A 19,786-nucleotide genomic window follows, 5' to 3' on the forward strand; every position below is an offset into this window, starting at 1 on the left:
ATGCGCACCGGCTCCGGCGCGGACATCATCGTCGACGGCGACGTCGTCATCAAAGTGCACCGGCCCGGTACCGACCCCGACGCGCTGGCCGAGCGATTGCGCATCGCGGCGCGCCTCGGCGATTCTCTGCTGGCGCCGCTGGACACCGAACCGCAACCGGTCGACGGCCGATGGTCGACACGATGGCCCAGGGTCGAGACCGTGCCGGTACAGCCCGGCGGATTGCCGTGGCCGGAGGCAGCGCGCCTGCTGGCGCTTGTGCATCTGGCGCCGGATCGGCCGGCGATCCCGCACGGTGCCGCTGCCCGCACCGAGCGTGCGGTGCGGGGGCTTCCCGCCGACGCCGCCGTCATCGCCAGGGCTGCCGCCACACTGCCGAAGCGAGCCCGGCAGGCCGGGTCAGCCGGCAGGCCGCACACGCTCGTGCACGGCGATTTTCACCTCGGTCAGCTGGGCCGTCTGCCCAGCGGAGGGTGGCGGTTGATCGACGTCGACGATCTGGGCACCGGTGATCCGGCGTGGGATCTGGCTCGGCCGGCCGGCTTCTGGGCAGCGGGGCTCATTCCCGACGACGACTGGGACGCGTTTCTGGCCGCCTACCGCGCGCAGGGAGGGCCGGCAGTGCCGGCGTCGGGCGACCCGTGGCCGGTGCTGGAACCGCTCGCTCGGGCAGCGGTGGTCCAAGCCGCGGCGGCCGGTGCGCATCGCCCGCGCGACGAGACGCAGGACGAGCTGGTCGCGGCCTGCGCGCGGATGATCGCCGGCTAGCTGGAGAAGAACAGCCGGCCGAATCCACCCTTGCGGTAGCGCTGGCCGCCGTGGTTTCCCCACGACGGGCCGTAGCCGTAGCCCTGTTGCGGCGGCGGTGCTGCGGTGAAGCGGTTCTCCAGCTGGGTCAGCGACTCCAGCTCGCCGAAGTCCAGGAAGATGCCCCGACAGCTGTCGCATTGTTCGAGGTGAACCCCGTTTCGCTCGTAAGTGCGCATCACTCCCGCGCACTTGGGACACAGCAGCATGTTGCCGGGATTGGGCGATCCGGGAGACTTCGGCGGCTCATATGGCGGTATCGACATGTATGCACAACGACCGAACGGCCCGGGAAGATCCCGGGCCGCTTCGACCCGCCGCGAGGGTGGCTCTGGGGTGACGCTCGGCGCCGAGGACTCTGGGGTGACGCTCGGCGCGAAAGCTACCGCACGAGCCGGCGCAGCAGTGCTGACGCCGCCGCGACACCGAGCACCGCCGCCAGCGCGAGCACCCCGAGATCGAGCCACGGATGTGCCGACGGAATGCCCACCAGCAGCAACCGAAGCGAATCCACCTCGTAGGACAGCGGATTTATTCGCGACAGCCAGCGCAGCCACTCCGGCATCACCGACACCGGATACAGCGCATTGGAGGCGAAGAACAGCGGCATGGTGATGGCCTGCCCGATGCCCATCAGCCGGTCCCGGTTACGGACCAGCCCGGCCAGCGCCATCGACAGGCAGGCGAAGAACGCCGACCCGAGCATCACCACACCCATCGCGGCCAGAATCCGCAGCGGGTTGTGCGTCATCGCGATGCCCATGATGTAGGCCAGTGCCAGCACCCCGACCACCTGCGCGATCGACCGCACTCCGGCGGCAAAGGCCTTGCCCGTCACCAACGCCGAGGCGGGGGCCGGTGTGACCATGAGCTTGGCCAGGATGCCGGCGTCGCGGTCCCAGACGATCTGGATGCCGTAGAAGATCGAGATGAACAACGCCGACTGGGCGATGATGCCCGGGGCCAGGAACGCCAGGTACGGCACCGAGCCGGTGTCGATGACGTGCAGCCGGTTGAACGTCGTCCCGAAGATCAACAGCCACAACGCCGGCTGCACCATCCGGGTGAACAGCTCGGTCCGGTCGTGGCGCAGCTTCTGCAACTCGACCCAGGCGAACGTTTCCATCCGGGCGGCCATGCGGGGCACCCGCCGCCACCCGCGGGGTGCCCGCAGGAGGCGGGTGCCTGCCGTGGAATCAACCGGCATTGCGCGCCGCCTTTCGTCCGGCCCGGATCCCGCCGAGCCCGTTGTGCTCCACGGCGTCCTCGAGCCCCGATCCGGCGTAATGGCGGAACACATCCTCCAGGGATGCCTGGGGACCGACTTTCGTCTTGAGCTCGGCCGGTGTGCCCACCGCCCGAAGCCGGCCATGGTGCATCAGCGCCACCCGGTCGCACAGCACGTCGGCTTCTTCCATGTAGTGGGTGGTCAGCAGCACCGTCATGCCGAATTCCTGCTGCATGCTCTGCACCTGATCCCAAACACTGTCGCGGGCAATGGGATCCAGGCCGACGGTCGGTTCGTCGAGAATCAGCAGCGACGGCTGGTTGACCAGGGCTTGGGCCAGCTCCAGTCTGCGGACCATGCCCCCGGAGTAGGTGTTGGCCAGCCGGTCGGCGACGTCGACCAGTTGCATCGCGGCCAGTGCCTGCTCGACCCTTCGCCTGCGCGCCGCGCGCGGCACGTCGTAGAGCCGAGCGAACCATTCCACGTTCTGCCGGCCGGTCAGCGCGGGTTCGATCGAAAGTTGTTGGGGCACATACCCGAGGTTGTATCGGATGTCCATGGTGTCGCGACGCGAGTCAAGTCCGAAGATGCGGACCTGACCGTGCTGGACCGGAGTCAACGTGGTCAATACCCGGACGACGGTGGTCTTGCCGGCTCCGTTGGGACCCAGTAGCCCTACGGTTTCTCCGGGCTGCACCTGCAACGTCAGGTCGTCGACGGCGGTGAAGTCGCCGTAGCGGTGTGTCAAGTTCTGGCAGTCGATCGCGGGCGCGGTCATGGTCGCTTCTCCTGCAGTGTGGCGGTGAGGGCGGCGAGCACCCGCATACCCTCGGCGAGGGCTCGGGCATCGTCATCGTCGAGCTGGTCGAGGGCGCTGGCCAGTGCCGCTCGCCGTGCGGCCCGCGAGGCATCGGCGAGCTTCTGCGCCGGCGGGGTGAGGGACAGGCGGCCGACCCGACGGTCGTCGGGATCGGGGGTCCGGGTCAGGAGTCCGTCGGACGACAGCTTGGACACCAGCGTGGACGCGGTGTTGGCGGCCAAGCCGAGTTCGGCGGCGGCCGCGCTGACCGAGATCCCCGGCTGCCGAGCGACCAGCCGCAACAGCTCGGCCTGCGATTCGGTCAATCCGGCGAAGGAGGCGCCCGCGGTCCGGCGGACCGTACGCCGGAACCGGCCGACGGTGCCGAACAGCTCGGCGACAAGATCGGTACGGAAGGTCACTCCACCAACTTAGCTCTGATTCAGAGCTAAGTCTTCTCGATGCGGTGTTGCTGCACGTCGGCCAGCACCCCCGACCGGGTGACCACCGTCATGTAGGTGCAGAACGGCTGGCGACGACGGTCGGTCGGCGAGCCGGGATTCAGCAGCCGCAATCCGGTCTTCGCGGTGGTGTCCCAGGGGATGTGACTGTGGCCGAACACCAGCACATCGGTGTGCGGATACTGCTGCGCCATCCGGGCTTCCCGACCCGTCGCGGCCCCCGTCTCGTGCACGACGGTGAAACGCAGGCCGTCCAACGTCACCTCAGCGCACTCCGGTAGCCGAGATCGCAGCTCGGGTCCGTCGTTGTTGCCCCAGCACGCGATCAGGCGATGAGAGCGCGCCGACAACTCGTCGAGCAGGCCGACCTCGACCCAGTCACCGGCGTGGATCACGGCATCGCACCGCTCGACCTCCTGCCACACCTGCGCCGGCAGATCGCGGGCACGCTTCGGAATGTGAGTGTCGGCCAACAACAGCAGACGCATGCGCCGATCCTTACACGAACCTCAGCCCTCGCTGCGCGCCTCAGCACCGGTCTCGCCGGCGTCGAACGAGTCGTCCGGGCCGGTCTGGCCGACGTAGCTCCCGTCGTCGCCGTCCTTGCCGGCCCGCGACGAGGCGACCTTCGGGTCCTGCTGGACGTCCTCTTCGCTCTGGTCGTCTGTTGGGTTCGTCATGGTCGGCGGACTACCCCGTGACCGGGTGCGCCAACCACTCGCAGCGGCGATGTACCCGGCCTACGCTGAGAACGAGATGAACATGAACCGCAACGATGTGGAGAAGCGCTGGCGCGATCCGGCGGCCTTCCGTGCCGCGGTCACCTATGTGGTGGCCGTCGTGGTGGTGGCCGGTGTGGCGTTCGCCGCGGCGATGCTGTGGCACTCACGTGTCGCGGGCGTGCTCGTGCCGGTGATCCTGTTCACCGGCGGGGTCGGGGCGTTGATCCAGACCTATCGGGTGTGGCGCGCCGAGGGCACCTGGCCGATCTGGCAGGGGGCGGGCTGGTTTCTGCTGGCCCTGTTCCTGTTCTGCCTGGGTGTGCCCGTCGCGGTGTGGTGAGTCGGCAAACCGCCATACTCGTCAGGTGACTGATACCCCTGACCTGCCGTTGGCCGGTGTCCGCATCGTCGAGATCTCCAGCTTCGTGGCGGTTCCGCTCGCCGGTATGACGCTGGCCCAACTGGGCGCCGACGTCATCCGCGTCGACCCGGTCGGCGGTGCGGCCGACTACAAGCGCTGGCCGCTGACGGAGGCCGGGGACAGCATCTATTGGGCGGGTTTGAACAAGAGCAAGCGCTCGGTGGCCGCCGACATGCGCTCCGAGCACGGGCAACAACTGGTAACCCGGCTGATCGCCGATGCGGGTGTACTGATCACCAATGTCGCTGGGCGGCAATGGCATTCCTACGATGAGCTGAGCGCTGTCCGCTCCGACCTCATCCATCTGGAAGTGGTCGGCCGCGGCGACGGGTCCACCGGGGTGGACTACACCGTCAATGCCGCCACCGGATTTCCTCTGGTCACCGGCTCGCCGGACCAGCGCGGTCCGGTCAACCATGTGCTGCCGGCCTGGGATGTCAGCTGCGGACTGTATGCCGCGCTGGCGGTCCTGGTAGCCCTGCGCCGCAGGGAGGCGACGGGCGCGGGCAGCCGCATCCGGCTCCCGCTCGACGATGTCGCGCTGGCCACCGCGGCCAACCTCGGTTTCCTCACCGAGCCGATGGTCAACGGCACCCAACGACCACGACTGGGCAATGCGATCTACGGCCAGTACGGCCAGGACTACACCAGCAGCGACGGCGCCACGTTCATGCTGGTCGCGCTGACCAACCGGCACTTCCGCGACCTCACCGAGCTCACCGGGACGACGAAAGCCGTTGCGGCCGTTGCCGAAGCATTGGACGCAGACTTCACCGACGAAGGCCAGCGCTACGAGCACCGGGCGGTGCTGACCGGCCTGTTCGCGCCGTGGTTTCGAAGCCACACCGCCGACGAGGTGAGCGCGGCGCTGTCGGCCAGCTCGGTGCTGTGGGACCGCTACCGCGACTTCGTCGAAGTCGCGCAGGACCCGCGGGTGACGGCGAATCCGTTGTTCAGCGCTGTGGAGCAGCCCAGGATCGGCACGTACCTGGCGCCGGGGCTGCCGATGTCGGTCGACGGCGCGCACGTCGCCGCCCAGCCCGCTCCCGCGCTCGGTGATCACACCGCGGCCGTGCTGGCCGAGCTCGGTCTCACCGACGGTGAGATCACCGATCTGGTCGAATCCGGCACTGTGGCAACGGGAACCGGTCCCGCATGAGCGCGCTGTCACGGCTGCTGACCGTTGCCCCCGACCCGTCCGGTGGGTTCGTCGGGGAAGCGAGCGGTCCGCCGGACAAACGCGCCTACGGCGGCCACCTCGCCGCGCAGGCCATGGCCGCGGCCTGCCACACCGTCGACGCCGACAAGGCACCGACCAGCCTGCACGTCCAGTTCTTGCGCGGCGGCGACGCGGGCGCGCCGGTCCACTACGAGGTCGACCACGTGTACGACGGCCGCACCACGGCGTCGCGGCGGGTACTGGCCCGCCAGGATGGGCGGCTGCTGACCACCGCCACCATCTCGTTCTCCGCCGCGGCGGACGGTCCCGAGCACGCTGCACAGGCGACAACCTCCGGTGAGCCCGAGCAACTGCCCGCCACCGGTCCCATCGGCCCGGCGCCGTCGCTGCCGCTCGACGAGATCGACATTCGCTATGAAGACGACCGCAGCACAGGCGAATTCGTGCGCAGGCTGTGGTGGCGGATCACTGCGCCGCTGGACGGCCCGGCATGGGTGGGTGCCTGCGCGGCGGTCTACGTCACCGATATCTACGGCATCGATCCGGTGCTGCAGGTGCACGGCCACTCGATGGTTGACCGCAGCCATCGCACCGCCACCACCGACTCGTCGATCTGGTTCCACCGGCCGATTCAGGCCGGCCAATGGAATCTGCTGGAATCACGCTCGCCGGCTGCCGCGCGGGGCCGTGGCCTGGTGACGTTGAACCTCTACGACGCCGACAAGATGCTGACCGCCACCCTCGTTCAGGAAGGGCTGGCGATCGTCCGGACCTGAGGCGCGGGGACGCTTCCTCGTTCTTCGGCTGGCTGTGCCGTGCGTTGTGGCCCGTACCGGCGGACCGGTGGCTTCCCGCATCGGATGGCATTACCCGCCCGACCTATGGCTGTAGTGGTTCCCTGTGTATCAGTTGTGAATTGGCTGTTAGTCGTGGTAATAAGTTGCTTCGAGTCGGATTTCCGACACGCACTCGCGGGGAGTGGGCCGTCTAAGGGGAGTAATGGTTACTGCCGACTTCGATTTTTCTTGCGCGCGTAGTCCGCGGCGATCACGGCAGTTGGTCTTTGCCCCGAATAGCAACGTAAGAAGGGAAGCTCAGAACACATGAAATTCTGTCGGGTTTCATTGGTGGCCGTTGGAATCCTGTTGACCGCGTGCGGCGGCAGTGACGACAAGTATTCAAGCGACCCGGTACTCCAGAAGGCTGCCAAGAAGGCTTGCCAGAATGCCGACGGCATGCCGAATTTGGGCGTGAACTTCAACTGGTCACACAACCTCAGTGGTGACTTCAATCCATCATTTACGGACGAAGGCACCTTTGATTGGGGCATCTACAAGAATCAGCCGCAGAAGTCTTACAAGTTCACCTGCACTGGACGTTTCGACGACGATCACCAGAATGCAAGCGCGATACTGGACCAACTCACCAAGGTCAAGAAGTGATGCGGAGGACACTGGCCGCCGGAGTTCTCGTCGTGGCCGCGACCTGCATGAGCTGTGCCAGTAACGAGTCATCGTCGGGGCAAAGTGCGGCGTCGTCGGATACATCCAAATCATCGTCACAGGCAGAGGCGCCAGCTGATCCTTGTGTCCTGACACCCCAAGCGATTGCCGACGCACTGGGACCTGCCCTGACCTCACCGGCGATCATCACCGATTCGGGCGACGGCATTTGCAACTACGACATGGGTCTGGATGGCAACCGATCGGGCATTCACATGGCGCGTTATCCCTACGCAGGACAGTGGAATACCAGCTCCGTTGGAGGATCGACGAACACCCAGCGCACTTGGGAAATTGGGGGTTCGACGCCCGCCGAAACCTATGCATCGTTCGTTCGCTGGGCGAATGTGCCGGAAGTGAAGAAGGCGAGATATGCGGAGTTGCACCCGGAGATTGGGGGCGGCGCAGCGCTCTACGATACGCACAGCATGTTCGTCGCTACTGATGGAAGTGCGTGGTACAGCTTCAGCCTGACCGGCTTGCCCTATAACCCCGAGTTGGCTCCGTATGTGGTCGGCTTGGGTAAGCAAATCGCATCGGCCGACAGGTAGCGCTGTCGTGCATCCGGAGTAGAAGTTGCGAATGTAGGTCGTACGGTGGACGACTTGACCTACCGAACGGGTAGATGGACGTGACGGCGAGCCTGCCGTTCCTTCGCCAGTGAGCGGCTCTCGTCCGACAGCGGCGCTGCCAGCATCGCGGCGACGGTGTCGACGAGGTGGCTGGTGAACAGTCGGTCGTCGGCGTGGGGTGCGGTGGCCGCGCGGCGGCCCAATTCGACGGCCGCATACACCAGCGCACCCAGCCGGGGATGCAGCGTGACGGCCACTGGGTGGAGCATCGGTTCCAGCTGAGCGCGCCAGCGCAGCAGACTGCCGGAGCGCCCGGTGAGGTCGAACGAGGGCACCGGACGGTTCAGCAGCTCGGCATGGATGGCGCTTTCGATGCTGTCCAGCAGCGCATCGCGACGGGCGTCGACCACCCGGAGATGCTTGTCGGCGATCGCGGCCAGCACCCCGGCCCGGTCGGTGAAGTGATACTGCACCGCCATCACATTGCGGGGCCCCGGCCTCGCGGGCGGTCTCCCGCAGGCTCACTCGTCGATCTGGTTTTATCGGCCGATCGATGCCGGGCAGTGGAACCTGCTGGAGCCGCGTTCGCCTGCCGCCGCCCGAGGCCGCGGACTGGTGACCCTGAACCTCTACGACGCCGACAAGGTGCTGACCGCCACCCTCGTTCAGGAAGGGCTGACGATCGTCCGGACCTGAGGCGCGGGGACGCTTCCTAGTTGTTCTTCGGCTGGCTGTGCCGTGCGTTGTGGCCCGTGCCGGCGGACCGGTGGCTTCCCGCATCGGACGACGTGCCGGACGACGACGTGTCGCGGTCGTTTTTGCTCTTGCTCGACGTCGTACGGGAGCTACCCGCGTTACGCGTCGGTGTCACGCTCCCGGCCTGCGGCGCGGCATCGTCGGGGTTGGTCGATGCGTCAGTCGTAGCCGTGCCGGATTCTTCGGAGTCGTTGGAGACGCCCACCCGAGGCACTCTCCGTCCGGACTTGGCCAAACCCGACTTCTGCGGTGTTCCGTGATCGGGATTGACGGCCGAGCTGGAATCGACGGAGTTGTTGTCCGCGGCGACGATCTTGTCCGCCGCGGCCGACGTCGCAGCCGCAGCGAACGGGTTCCAGCCACCGTAGAGGAAGTAATTCGCTTCTGCCTGAACGAAGCCCGCGAAGCGTTGTGCAGTAACCGATATCCAGTGATTCAGGTAGCCGACATCAAGTGTCCCGGCGAAGAGCACACCGCAGGTCAGAGGCAACCACACCACCGGCCAGATCAAGTAGTTGTAGATGATGTACGCCTGCCGTGCGAACACGTTAACGAAGGGGATTGAACTCCCGACCGCCAGAGTGGAATTCACCGCGTAGTCGACAGCGTCACCGGCGGTGTACGCGATCTGATCGATCGCGATCATGGCGTCTGTCCACCCGGGTATGTAGGCCATCAATTCGACGTCGTACTGAGAAACGCGTTGCAGCGCAGCACTACTCGCTACAACGGCGATCGAGCCTTCGACTCGGCCGGCGACTGGGCCATCAGGTAGCGCGGTGACGATGCCGACCGCCGCAACCCCGGCGATCAAGGTGGAGCGCAGGGACATCCGGACCAACCGCTTCCGCTGACCGATTCCACCTAGATGACTTTGAACAATCTCAACTGCCATGTTTGCGCTTCCTCCCAGGTCTACCGAACTCTGCCCGCGCGAATTCAACCGAGCGATAGATTTGCCAGAAATGGATCCACCCGTCGAAGCCGAGTTCGCGTCCGATGAACGTAACGAATCCGGCGGGGGAAGGGTGTCGCCCAAACGTACGAAACCGGCGGTGAGTGTGCAGGGCCTGCAGTCGGCGATCTGATTCGCCCCGGCTCGCGGGCGGGCGCGTGAACTGCCTCAGTGGGTAAGTTCAGATATTTGCCAGGTCGACCAGAGGCTGGGCGATCGACACACACCGCGAGTGCTGTTAACTTACGGACGCGTCGACCGAACGGACGATACCGGGGGTTGGCCCTCGGCGCTTAGCATCCGGACCATGAGTCGGATCCTCGAGCACTGTGGGCGATGACCAACACTGGTCTACCACAGAATTCATCACCACGCGGTTGGTGGCCGAACGCGTACGCCCTCGGCGCCGCATCATTGTTGGGCGACAAGGCAATCGGGTTCGTGCTGTCACCTTGGCGACCCTGAGGTGCTGATGGACCCTCACCACCCATGTCGTGAGGGCGGCGCAATCTCGACCAGTGCAGGAGCCAACCCGGTGACTGACCTGAGCGCTTCCCATCGTCACATGCTGGAGCCCGCCGCGAGGGTGGGGTTGCTGATGCGCAACTGCGTCAACTTGGTCGTCGCTTCGGTCACGTTGGCGGATTCTGGATCGTCGGCCGAACCGCGCGGCGTGTGGGTTCTGGGCGCGCTCGCCTGCTGGTCTTTGTATCGCGTTCTGACGCGGTCTCGACGTGCGCTTCCATTCGCCGTCGACTACCTGCTGGCGCTCGTCGTATGCGTGGCGATCCCGTTGATGCTCCATGATCCGCAGTTCTACAGTTCGAACACTGCGCCGCAGGCGATCGCAGGTACGGCTGTGGTCAGTTTCGCGGTCTCGGTTTCCCCCTTGGTGAGTCTGCCGATGACGTTGGGCATAGCCGTCGCCTACGCGTGGGGCAGTGCACAAATCCTCGGATGGGATCGCCTGGGTCCGGTGATTGCGCTCTATTACTTTGCTCTGCAATGGATGACAGCTGCGTTGGTGCGATTCATTCTGTTGCGAATCGCGACCACGGTCGACCGCGCGCGTAACGCACGCGCAGCGGCCGAGCTCAATCAGCAGGTTGGTGAGGCGGTCCGAAACTACGAGCGAGAGCAACTCGCACTCCTGCACGACACCGCCGCGTCGACGCTCCTGATCGTCGGCCAGAACGGAAGGTTGCCCGCGGATCGGCTCGCGACCCAGGCCCGTCGCGACCTCGAACTCCTTGCCGAGAGTCCGTGGGAAGCCTCGCCGCCACTTGTCGAACTGGTTGAGGCGCTGCGTAGAAGCGCAGCGCATGTCCGCACTCCAGGGCGCTTCGAGGGGCGTGAGCGACTCTGGCTCGGCGGAGAGGATGCCAAGGCGATCATCGCCGCCTTTCGTGAAACCATAAACAATGTCGATCGCCACGCCGGGGCGAGCGAATTGGTCGTCACCGTCACAAGCCGATCAGTTGTGATCACCGACGACGGCACCGGCTTCGATCCGCAACTTCCCCGAACGGGGCGCGGTGTAACTGACTCGATATTGAATCGGATGCACCGGGCCGGCGGGATCGCACTGGTCACATCTGCCCCCGGCGAAGGGACCCGGATCGAATTATGCTGGGCCCAGCGGCCATCCGAGTCGTCAATCGTTCCACGGGCTGATCCTGACAGATTCATCGAACGCGCCCGCGCGCGATACGGATACGCACTCATCGCCTACGCACTCGCGAACCTGGCCGTCTCGGTTCCACATGCGGCGGTCAACGTTGAGCACGGCGTACTGAACGCCATGCTGGGTGTGGTGGCGTTCGCGAGCACTCTGGCCGCCGTGCCCGCAATCCGCCGCGGTTACACCCGCGCCGCGCGGGCGGCTGCTGCGGTGTTACTGGCCGTCACTGTCCTTCAGCCCTTGTTATTGGACCCCGACGAGCTCGGTGGATACGCGCACTGGTCACAGGGTGCGGTCGGATGGTGTTTATTGCCAATGCTTCTCGGCCTGTCTACCCGGACCGGCGCCATGATTCTGATCGCATACTGGGCCGTCGGTGGTGGGGTAGAGTTCATCAGCAACCCGACGGACGCCACGTTGGTCAATATCGGACTCGGCAGCGCGAGCATTCTGGGCGTGCAGTTGTTCGCGCTCGTGTTCAACGGGTTGATGCGAGATGCCGCCGCCGCTGCCGAGGTCGAAGTCAACGCCTACAAACGCTTAGCGCTGCGCGATTCGCTCGAGCGAGCGTTACGCGCCGAGTACCAAGGGCGTTACGCCCAGTTGGTCGATAATGTCGTCCCACTCCTTCAGGCCCTCAGCGACGGGGCACTTGTGGATGAGCGACTGCAGGCCCGGGCACGTGCTGAGTCCCGCAGGATGCGTGCACTCTTCGATCAGGCCGCGACATTCGACCATCCGTTCATGCAGGCGGTGCGGCCGTTGGTAGACGGGGCGGAGACGCGGCAAGTCGAAGTGACCGTCGACCTGACCGGCGAGCTTCCGGAGATCCCGGCAGCCGATGTCGATGCACTCCTGAGACCGGTAGCTGAACTGATTGCAAGCACCGGTGATTCGGCTCGAATCGTCCTCACTTGTTCCTTAAAGCAGGTGTCGGTGAGCGCCGTGTGCCGGGGAACGACATGTGTCCCGAGGTTCGTGAAGGATCCTCGCGTCGAGATCACGACCGTCGATGCGGACGACATGGTGTGGCTTCTGGTTCAGCGCGTACCCTCGCCCCAAGGAGTCGACAGCCATGTCCTTGTCGGATGACGGTGAACACGCGATCCAGCTGGCGGTCATCGACGACCACGATGCCATTCACGCAGGCATACAGACCTGGTGCCAGCAGGCGCAGCCACCGCTGTGCCTACTGGCCGGCTACACCGACGCGGCTGACTTCTTAGCTCATCAGCGGCCACCGATAGTTGTCGTGCTCGACCTTGAATTACGCAGTCGAAGACCAGATTTCGCAACCGTCGAGCGGATCGCGATGGCCGGCCATCGGGTGATCGTGTTCTCCCATATCGAAAGCGACGAGGCGATCCTGCGTACCCTCGACGTCGGGGCATCGACCTATATCGCGAAGTCTGAGGGCAAGAACCACCTCGTCGAGGCGATCCGCGCTGCGGCCACCGACACCCCATATGTTGGGCCGCGGATGGCAAATGCAATCAACAACGACCGTCGTCACGGCCGGCCCGACCTAACCGACCGGGAACAAGAGGTACTTCTGGCGTGGTTTCGAACCGAGAGCAAGGATCTTGTTGCCCACCAACTGTATATCGCTCCGGGCTCGGTGAAGACCTACCTCCATCGGGTGCGGGTGAAGTATGCCGCCATCGGCCGTCCCGCCCCGACCAAGGCAGCTCTTGTGGCGCGCGCCGTTCAGGACGGCATCATCAGCGTCGACGAACTCTGACTGGCCAGCAATACGCACCCTCTAGGTGGCGAACCGAAAGCCTGTGAACTCTGCTGCGCCAGCCCACACACGGATCACCGGATGGCCGCACTGCCCTGGGGACAACGCCTTTGCGGCCAGACGGCCGTCGACGAGGAGGGTGCTCGCTTTGTCGTCGACAGTGAGATCAATGTCGTGCCATTGATTGTCCAACGCGGCCGGTACCAATCCGTTGTCGTTGTCGCTGGGGTAGACCGCCAGGCGGTAACCGTTCTGACCGAAGTCGAATTGGATTGCGCTGCCGGTCAGGCTCGCTTCGGCAGGATCTCCAGATCCAAGCTCGGCCGTCCCGATCCCGAGACCGCCCGGCACGCCGACAGTGTGGGAAGCGTCGCGGACGCGCCCGGTGAGGCGGAACGCGCAGAGCGGCTCGCCTTCTTGGATCAACCCCGACCACTTGGTGTGCCATGTGTCGGTGGTGTCATGTGTGTTGAGAAACGCAGTGCGGCCGTTGTCGGTGAACTGAGCGTCGACCCCACCGAAGCTTGACCACGACGAGAAGTCGACGAAATTGGCTCCTCGGGTGGGCCAGTCCGGGGTGATTGAAGAGTAGCCGCCGCTCTGCGGGGAATTCGCGTCGTTTGTCATGGGTGTCAACGCGATTCGGGTGGCTGGAGGTGGGCGCATCAACACGAAGGAACCGACTACCGCGGCTACGATGACGACAACCAGCATGACGGGCACCCCGACAAGTGCGCCGATAGCTCGACGCGAAAGCCGCCGCGGCCGCGGCGATTCCGCTGACTCTCCTGGAGGCACGCCGCCCGAGGCGGGCGGTGCCACATCATCCTCGTCCACCCAGAATCGCCATCCGGGAGCTGCCGGGGGCCACGTCGGGTCTGGTTGCCACTCCGGCGTCGGTGAGAACCCCGCCGAAATCGGCCAGGAGGGCGGCGGATTGAAGATCACCGACGCCGCTTCTCGCAATTGGCAGGAGAGCTCTCAGGGAGCGGCATTGCGGGTCCAGTCTGCGAGTAGCTCGCGGTCGTAGCTTTCCTGACGGATCCGCAGATCTGTGTAGATGAGCACCTGCAACGTACGGAAGCAGGCGATCAGGGCGCCCATCGCAATGCACATGAAGATGATCTGGCCCACGAAGCCGGTGACGAACCCCACGACAAACGACGGCACCATCAGCACGGGGATGACGCACAGTGCCCAGAGGAAGTGAATCAACAGCAGCCGACCGAAAACGGGTTTCGCCAACTGTGCGGACCGTTTCAGCGAATCCATGACGTTCCGCTTCTCGAGGACCAGAACGATCGGCGAGAGGCTGAACAACAGGTTCAGGGCAAAGCTGCACGCGAAGATGCCGAGCATCAGAACGTAGAACGCACCGAAGGAGAAGGCGCCCGCATTGAAAAACACTGCGTACAGCGCGCCGGTGAGGATGAGATCAGGCAGGATCGCGAACACGGTGTAGTAGAACAAGGTCAAACGGGAGATAGCGAACATGTGGCCGCGGGCGAGACCGAACAGATCGCCGAACCGCACGCGCTCGCCGCGGACGGCCTTGTCCGTGGCGCGCACGCTCAAGGCGATCAACAGCGCATCGGCCGGCAGGGCAAGGGCGTAGATCAAACCCATGAAGGCGAAATAGATGACGATGACGCCGGTGAACAACCCGCCGAGTCCGCCGGCCGGATTGGCCGTCACATCCGAAAAGACCGACATGGCAGCACTGGCCATCAGCTGCGAGCCAACGAGGAAGATGACCACTATCACGGCGAGGAACGCGATCAGAATCACGATCGGACCGCCGACGAGCGTAGGCCAGTTGCGCCACACAATCTTGAGCGCGCCGATGAAAAGTTCGGAGATCGTCATCCCCCGAAATGGGATGAACTGCACCGGTGCGACAGGACCGGCCCCAGCCGGTTGGCCCCGCGACGGTGCCCGCCGTGGTTGTGGCGAGTGTGTGAGTCCCCGCGCAACGAGTACGTCCTCGATGTCTGGTGGCCACCCAATCGCCTTCGACTTGGTGTACCACCCAGCTCCCGCCAGTCCGAGCGCCACCAACAGCCAGCCGAACCCCAATCCGAACGCCGCGACGAGTGCGATTACCGCGGCACCCCACAACGCGTGGTGAGGTTGGAATCCGAGCGCCGGTGGGGGGACCGAGCTGTTGGCGGCGGTCAAAGGTTGAGGCGACGGTGGTGGTGTCGGCGGGACGTATGGTTGGGTCCGCGGTGGCGCACTGATGGTGGGTGGCGGATAGCGAGGCGGCGACACGCGTGACGACGACGGCGGAGGCCGATCAACCACGGATTCCTGTCGTTGGCCCGATCCCGTGTAGGTCGTGCCCGCAGAGAAGCGGCGCGAAGATTCGCGCAGCAGCCGGGCTGCAGACTCGTGCGAACGCTCAGTCTCTGCCGTGGTCGAGGGAATCGGTTGTGCCGGTTCGACTTGCGTGGACGAATCCTGCGGTGCGCGGAAAATTCTTGGGGCCACGGCCGGCTTCTTCGCGGCCGGTGGGGGAGACGTCGGCGGCGACGCGGGGGGACGGCCGAAGTGAGCTGCAGCTTGTCGCCGGTATTCGTGATGTGGATCTGCGGCCCCGTCGGTGCTCAATATGTTCCTCCCCCGCTGCCCACGACGTCGGCGACGCCTGAGTTCATCGAGAGTCTCGCCGGATCGCACTTTGTCAGAACCGGGCACTGGGCCTGGTGTAGGCACATGATCGCGAAAGATCGGCTGCGGCGGTATCAACCGAACGTAGGACACTGGCAGCGAATCGCTGTCGTGGGGCGATATGACGATCAGTCTGACTGCGGACGCCCGCGGGCTGTCCGCCGATCGGATGATTTCGCAGTGTGCGCCTTCGCTCTGGTGGGCGGATTGTTTAGTCTCGGCTCGATAGGGCGCTATCGGCGCACCGTTCATGGTCGCTGGGGAGGTGCGTCGATGGTCCAGATGGGCATGGATACCGACGCCGTGGAGAGTGCGGGTCGCCAGCTCAAAGGCCAAGCCGCCGAGATCGGCGCGTTGATCGCCCAGCTCGACAAGGCCGTCAACACGTTGCCGTCGGTTTGGGACGGCCGCGACGCCAGTGTGTTCGTCCGGGAGTGGTGGCCTCAGCACAAGAAGGCGCTCGCCGAAGCTCAACAGCACGTCGACGGGCTCGGTCAGTCTGCGCTGAACAACGCGTCCGAACAGCGGCAGACGAGTTCCACCGCGGGTTCAGGGGGCGGCGGATTGGCCGGATTCTCCACTCCAGCTCCACTTTTCCCGAACGTGCTTCCTGGAGGGGGCTTTGACCTCGGCGATCTTGGGCACCGGTACGCAGAGGCTATGGACACCAAGCTGCTCGGGCCCATCTCTGTGGAAAACGTTGTCTCGAAGACACCGCTTGGCGACTACCTGCCCTACACCGACACGGCAGCAATGGTTCTGAACGACCACATCACCACAGGAGACAAGGCTCATGGGGTGGCTGACTTCGTCGGCGGCCAACTTCGAGGAGCGGGTTTCGAGAAAGGGAACCTGCCGCTGTACTTATCGGGCGTCGCGGTATCGCAGTGGGGTGACGTTGTGAACGAGTCTTCCAAAGCCGACTTCAGCTCAAGCGGGATAAAAACAGTGACTGATTACATTGCCTCTGATCCCGGCGGCGCCGCCAAAGGTGCTATGGATGGTGTGGTGGAGTACTTGCCCAAGCTGATCTCGAATTTCAAGTAGTAGGTAATGACCCGAAACTTTGTGCTTACCGACGACGAAGTGATTGCTCTGGCTGCAATCAACAATCAGATGTGGCCAACTGGGCTCACGACGGTTCCTCCAAAGCCCGACGCGATGCGGGATGCCGGGATGCGTGGTATTCGTTCGCTAATGGTGCGCGGCCTGATTAATCCTGAATCGGGTCCGGAGGGTGGGTACCGGGTAGATCCCGAGCTTGACTCCGTCGTGACCGGATTCCTCGGGGGAGCGAAGCGAATCGGGGCGTATTTGGCTCCGGCTCGAGAGTTGAATCGATTGGCTGGCGCGTCGATCACAGCAGCGGGTGCCGGCTCGCAGTGGTGGTTGGCGACCGCGACAGCCGGGGGAATACACAACATCCGGCCCAGCGGTCGTCTCGAAATCATCGACGCTTTGGCGGAGCTCGCCGAGAAGACGTATGACGGAACGCTGTTGGCCGACACGACGGATCCGTCGGTGTACTCCTGCGTGATCCGTTTCGGTGTAGGAGACGATGACAAGATCGTCGTGTCGGGCAATGGTGGGACCACTGGTCCGGAATGGAGCCGGAGCCGACTGGTCGAGGCATTTGCCCCGGTGGTTTGCTGACGGTGGGTATCAGCATCGGATGTCTGGTCGGATCTTGTTTGCGCGACAATCGCATTTGTGCGGTAAGGCTGGACCAGGGTGTCGCGGTTCACGCGATCGGATGAGGAACTGGGGTTAGAGAATTTCTAGATATGGGCACTATGCAATTAGTGCTCCACCGGCCGGTGGAAGTAGAGGACAGCACCGGTCGCGGAGTCCATTTGTGTAGCAGGAACAGCCAGCGTTGGCTATCTTGCAGGTTGGTCAATTGCACATTTGAGCGCGGGGCGTTTCCCCAGGGGGAATTCACGAATGACACTCGCCGATGAGTGGCGGCCACCGACCAGGGTGGCGATCATTGACGACCACGACGTTGTCCATGCCGGTGTGGAGGCTTGGTGCGCCCGTGCGGACCCCCCGATTGAAGTAGTCGGCAGTTTTACAAACCCGGCGGACTATTTTGCGCGCTTCCCCGATCCGGCCGGCCCGGATGTCGACGTGGTCTTGTTGGATTTGCAGATCGATGGGCATCGACCGGAATGGACGGCGTTGTCTCGGATGTGCCAGGCAGGTCAACGTGTCATCGTGTACTCCCACATGTTCACCGATGAGGTGATTTTGAGCTGCCTGGAGATGGGTGCGCTGACCTACGTCGTCAAATCCGAGGGGGAGCGCCATTTGATAGATGCGATCCAGGCCGCCCGCGATGGCCAGCCCTATGTCGCGCCGCGCATGGCCAACGCAATGTTGAACGGCAACACCGTGGGGCGTATCAACCTTTCTGAGCGCGAAAAAGAAGTCCTGGTGGCTTGGTTCCAAACTGAGAGCAAGGATTTGGTGGGTAAACGACTGTTCATCGCACCGACCACGGTTCGCACCCATCTGCAGCGCGCCCGCGCCAAATACGCTGCGGCCGGGCGGCCGGCACCGACGAAGTCGGCTCTTCTCGCGCGCGCAGTCGAAGACGGAATCCTCAGCCTCAAGGATCTGTAGCGGCGCCTACCCGCCGACACACGGCAACATCGGCACGCAGATCTTAGGCAGCTTCGGTGGTGGCGGCAGCTTGATCACCGGTGGTGGCGGCAACTTGATCACCGGGGGCGGCGGCAGCTTCGGCGGCGGCGGTGGTGGCGGCAGCTTGGGTGGTGGCGGCGGCTTGAAGACCGGCAGCTTGGGTGGCGGTGGTGGTGGCGGTAGGTCAATCGGTCCCGGGGGAGGGGGCAATTTGATCGGCCCGGGCGGCGGGGGCAGCTTGATGGGTCCCGGCGGTGGCAACTGGATGATGATGGGCGGTGGCGGCGGAAGCTTGAACGGAGGCAGAACGACGTTCGGCTGTGGCAATCCCGGAGCCGGAACGGCTTCTACCGGCGGCAACGGGACGGAGGCCGGCAGTTGGACGGGGACGCGCGGGACGCCTCCGCCTCCGCCGCCGGAATAGACGACCTTGTAGCCGCCGTCGCTGACGGGGTCCGGCAGGGCTACTGCGTCGGGGACCACGATGTCAGGGCGGCTCTCCAACATCGGCAGGGGCGGAACATATTTGCCGGCGACCGGACCGGTCCCGTTGTCGAACGAGGTGTATACCGGCTGAGCGATGGTCTGCGGGCGAATGCCCATCGCCACCACGACAGCTAGACCAGCCAGCGCTACGACCCCGACCGCGGCCGCAACGCTACCCACCAGCAGCACCTGCGGCCGTGCCGCAGGTGTGACGGAACCGTCGACCTCGGTCGGATCAGAGGTGTAGCTCAGCGGGTGCATCGCACGCTGTAAGGGGACGCTGTCGCGGGGATAGCGAGCCGGATCTTCGATTGACAACGGACCAGAGTCGTAGGCCATCGAGTACGCGAGGTGCGATCCGATCAGCGGACTCTCCTCGGTGGCTGCCACCGGTGCGGCGACGGCGGCGGCAGCCAACGTCGAGCGTTCGGGAACGCGGACGGCCGTCCGCTGCGCGGGGGCAGTAATTTTCGGCGTCTGCGCCGCGGTGGCCGCGCCCCGTGCGATCGCGAAGGCGGGATGCTCAGGCACGGCCAGGGGTAGTTGTGAGTGCAGGCCGGCGGCAACCGATTTCGGGTCGCCGCTGGTGGCTACCAAGTAGACGCCGGTGGCCGCACCGGGTTCCTCGGCGAGCCGACGCAGCAGAGATGCGCACGCCGGCACTGGATCTGCGCCGTTGTAGGGCTCGGCGGCGATGACGGACGTGGTTACCGCGTCGGCCCCGACGATCGAGAGCGTTGCGGTGTCGTCGTCGACGAACAGCAACGCGCACTCACCATTACGCGCGGCTCCCCGCACCAGCGCGGTGGCGGCCTCCGCTCCGGAGACCGTCGTGACGTCATCGACACCGGACTGCGCGAGAGCGTGGGCGAGGCGCTGAGCTTGATCCTGGTCCGGCCAATACAACCGAGTGGCGACAAGTCGGTGGTCGCTCTCGCGCAAGGACTGGTGAGTTCCGGCGATGGCGGTTTGTAGTTGGCCGGCCGGGTTGGACGTCAGGACGATATCCGATTCGTCCAGCACGTCGCCGGTATCGAAGTCCAGCAGCGCCAGACGCGCTGACGGGCCTGTCACGGCCACCCCGAGAGCCACGTCCACCGAGATGTTCCCCTTGCGAATTGATGGTGGCGTCACTATTGCATTTCGATAACGCCCGCAA

General features: G+C 64.8%; 22 protein-coding genes and 1 pseudogene. 12 read left to right on the forward strand and 11 right to left on the reverse strand.

The features are described 5' to 3' along the window. The gene (locus D3H54_RS00575; protein WP_149377397.1) at window positions 1-768 is read left to right on the forward strand and encodes a phosphotransferase; all 768 of its coding nucleotides are present in this window, start codon (window positions 1-3) and stop codon (window positions 766-768) included. On the opposite strand, the gene D3H54_RS00580 is transcribed toward D3H54_RS00575, so the two are convergent. The 6 genes from D3H54_RS00580 to D3H54_RS31050 form a co-directional block, all read right to left on the reverse strand. Next, complete coding sequence (locus D3H54_RS00580; protein ID WP_149377398.1) at window positions 765-1,073, reverse strand: TFIIB-type zinc ribbon-containing protein; 309 nt, start codon at window positions 1,071-1,073, stop codon at window positions 765-767. The genes D3H54_RS00575 and D3H54_RS00580 overlap by 4 nt on opposite strands. A gap of 116 nt (window positions 1,074-1,189) precedes the next feature. After that, the gene (locus tag D3H54_RS00585; protein ID WP_149377399.1) at window positions 1,190-2,014 is read right to left on the reverse strand and encodes an ABC transporter permease; all 825 of its coding nucleotides are present in this window, start codon (window positions 2,012-2,014) and stop codon (window positions 1,190-1,192) included. Then, window positions 2,004-2,813, reverse strand: coding sequence for an ATP-binding cassette domain-containing protein (locus D3H54_RS00590; RefSeq protein WP_149377400.1), 810 nt, complete (start codon window positions 2,811-2,813; stop codon window positions 2,004-2,006). Before D3H54_RS00590 ends, D3H54_RS00585 begins: the two co-directional genes overlap by 11 nt. Further along, a complete protein-coding gene (locus D3H54_RS00595; protein ID WP_149377401.1) occupies window positions 2,810-3,256 on the reverse strand; it encodes a MarR family transcriptional regulator in 447 nt (148 codons plus the stop codon). The genes D3H54_RS00590 and D3H54_RS00595 overlap by 4 nt, the downstream gene beginning before the upstream one ends. A gap of 26 nt (window positions 3,257-3,282) precedes the next feature. Further along, window positions 3,283-3,783 (reverse strand): metallophosphoesterase family protein, encoded by a 501-nt coding sequence (locus D3H54_RS00600; protein WP_149377402.1) that lies wholly within the window; start codon window positions 3,781-3,783, stop codon window positions 3,283-3,285. Between the two features lie 21 nt (window positions 3,784-3,804). Beyond that, window positions 3,805-3,975 carry a hypothetical protein gene (locus D3H54_RS31050; RefSeq protein ID WP_168214738.1) on the reverse strand — a complete coding sequence of 57 codons (171 nt, stop codon included), beginning with the start codon at window positions 3,973-3,975 and terminating at the stop codon, window positions 3,805-3,807. A gap of 76 nt (window positions 3,976-4,051) precedes the next feature. On the opposite strand from D3H54_RS31050, the gene D3H54_RS00605 reads away from it, so the two are divergent. From D3H54_RS00605 to D3H54_RS00625, 5 genes are all read left to right on the forward strand, one after another. After that, the gene (locus D3H54_RS00605; protein WP_115318046.1) at window positions 4,052-4,357 is read left to right on the forward strand and encodes a hypothetical protein; all 306 of its coding nucleotides are present in this window, start codon (window positions 4,052-4,054) and stop codon (window positions 4,355-4,357) included. Window positions 4,358-4,382: 25 nt separating this feature from the next. Further along, window positions 4,383-5,597, forward strand: coding sequence for a CoA transferase (locus tag D3H54_RS00610; protein WP_149377403.1), 1,215 nt, complete (start codon window positions 4,383-4,385; stop codon window positions 5,595-5,597). Continuing rightward, complete coding sequence (locus D3H54_RS00615; RefSeq protein ID WP_149377404.1) at window positions 5,594-6,394, forward strand: acyl-CoA thioesterase; 801 nt, start codon at window positions 5,594-5,596, stop codon at window positions 6,392-6,394. The genes D3H54_RS00610 and D3H54_RS00615 overlap by 4 nt, the downstream gene beginning before the upstream one ends. 351 nt (window positions 6,395-6,745) lie before the next feature. Continuing rightward, complete coding sequence (locus tag D3H54_RS00620) at window positions 6,746-7,060, forward strand: hypothetical protein (protein WP_147291969.1); 315 nt, start codon at window positions 6,746-6,748, stop codon at window positions 7,058-7,060. Beyond that, window positions 7,060-7,671 carry a hypothetical protein gene (locus tag D3H54_RS00625; protein WP_149377405.1) on the forward strand — a complete coding sequence of 204 codons (612 nt, stop codon included), beginning with the start codon at window positions 7,060-7,062 and terminating at the stop codon, window positions 7,669-7,671. The genes D3H54_RS00620 and D3H54_RS00625 overlap by 1 nt, the downstream gene beginning before the upstream one ends. A 59-nt stretch (window positions 7,672-7,730) precedes the next feature. Here D3H54_RS00625 and D3H54_RS00630 read toward each other — a convergent pair whose 3' ends face one another. Then, the gene (locus tag D3H54_RS00630; RefSeq protein ID WP_149377406.1) at window positions 7,731-8,165 is read right to left on the reverse strand and encodes a hypothetical protein; all 435 of its coding nucleotides are present in this window, start codon (window positions 8,163-8,165) and stop codon (window positions 7,731-7,733) included. A gap of 52 nt (window positions 8,166-8,217) precedes the next feature. Between D3H54_RS00630 and D3H54_RS00635 the strand changes: the two are divergent. Further along, window positions 8,218-8,388: pseudogene (locus D3H54_RS00635) on the forward strand (hotdog family protein); the annotation flags it as partial. A gap of 16 nt (window positions 8,389-8,404) precedes the next feature. Here D3H54_RS00635 and D3H54_RS00640 read toward each other — a convergent pair. After that, a complete protein-coding gene (locus tag D3H54_RS00640; RefSeq protein WP_149377407.1) occupies window positions 8,405-9,487 on the reverse strand; it encodes a hypothetical protein in 1,083 nt (360 codons plus the stop codon). 451 nt (window positions 9,488-9,938) lie between these two features. Here D3H54_RS00640 and D3H54_RS00645 point away from each other — a divergent pair, with 451 nt between their 5' ends. Together D3H54_RS00645 and D3H54_RS00650 are read left to right on the forward strand one after the other, a co-directional pair. Continuing rightward, the gene (locus tag D3H54_RS00645) at window positions 9,939-12,176 is read left to right on the forward strand and encodes a sensor histidine kinase (RefSeq protein WP_149377408.1); all 2,238 of its coding nucleotides are present in this window, start codon (window positions 9,939-9,941) and stop codon (window positions 12,174-12,176) included. Beyond that, window positions 12,160-12,825 (forward strand): DNA-binding response regulator, encoded by a 666-nt coding sequence (locus tag D3H54_RS00650; RefSeq protein ID WP_149377409.1) that lies wholly within the window; start codon window positions 12,160-12,162, stop codon window positions 12,823-12,825. The genes D3H54_RS00645 and D3H54_RS00650 overlap by 17 nt, the downstream gene beginning before the upstream one ends. 21 nt (window positions 12,826-12,846) lie before the next feature. Here the strand turns inward: D3H54_RS00650 and D3H54_RS00655 are convergent, their stop codons facing one another. Then, a complete protein-coding gene (locus tag D3H54_RS00655) occupies window positions 12,847-13,452 on the reverse strand; it encodes a LamG domain-containing protein (RefSeq protein WP_149377410.1) in 606 nt (201 codons plus the stop codon). A 354-nt stretch (window positions 13,453-13,806) separates the two neighbouring features. Next, entirely contained in the window at window positions 13,807-14,691 is an 885-nt protein-coding gene (locus tag D3H54_RS00660; RefSeq protein ID WP_149377411.1) for a hypothetical protein, read from the reverse strand. Between the two features lie 1,077 nt (window positions 14,692-15,768). Here D3H54_RS00660 and D3H54_RS31430 point away from each other — a divergent pair. From D3H54_RS31430 to D3H54_RS00675, 3 genes are all read left to right on the forward strand, one after another. Then, the gene (locus D3H54_RS31430; RefSeq protein ID WP_210419626.1) at window positions 15,769-16,542 is read left to right on the forward strand and encodes a WXG100 family type VII secretion target; all 774 of its coding nucleotides are present in this window, start codon (window positions 15,769-15,771) and stop codon (window positions 16,540-16,542) included. Window positions 16,543-16,548: 6 nt separating this feature from the next. Beyond that, window positions 16,549-17,148: a hypothetical protein gene (locus tag D3H54_RS00670; RefSeq protein ID WP_149377412.1), complete on the forward strand. Its 600-nt coding sequence runs from the start codon at window positions 16,549-16,551 to the stop codon at window positions 17,146-17,148. Window positions 17,149-17,439: 291 nt separating this feature from the next. Continuing rightward, the gene (locus tag D3H54_RS00675) at window positions 17,440-18,120 is read left to right on the forward strand and encodes a response regulator transcription factor (RefSeq protein WP_149377413.1); all 681 of its coding nucleotides are present in this window, start codon (window positions 17,440-17,442) and stop codon (window positions 18,118-18,120) included. 6 nt (window positions 18,121-18,126) lie between these two features. Here the strand turns inward: D3H54_RS00675 and D3H54_RS31435 are convergent, their stop codons facing one another. Beyond that, window positions 18,127-19,761: a DUF7159 family protein gene (locus tag D3H54_RS31435; RefSeq protein WP_210419627.1), complete on the reverse strand. Its 1,635-nt coding sequence runs from the start codon at window positions 19,759-19,761 to the stop codon at window positions 18,127-18,129. Between the last annotated feature and the right edge of the window lie 25 nt (window positions 19,762-19,786).

The organism is Mycobacterium sp. ELW1 (genome assembly GCF_008329905.1).
Classification (GTDB): domain Bacteria; phylum Actinomycetota; class Actinomycetes; order Mycobacteriales; family Mycobacteriaceae; genus Mycobacterium.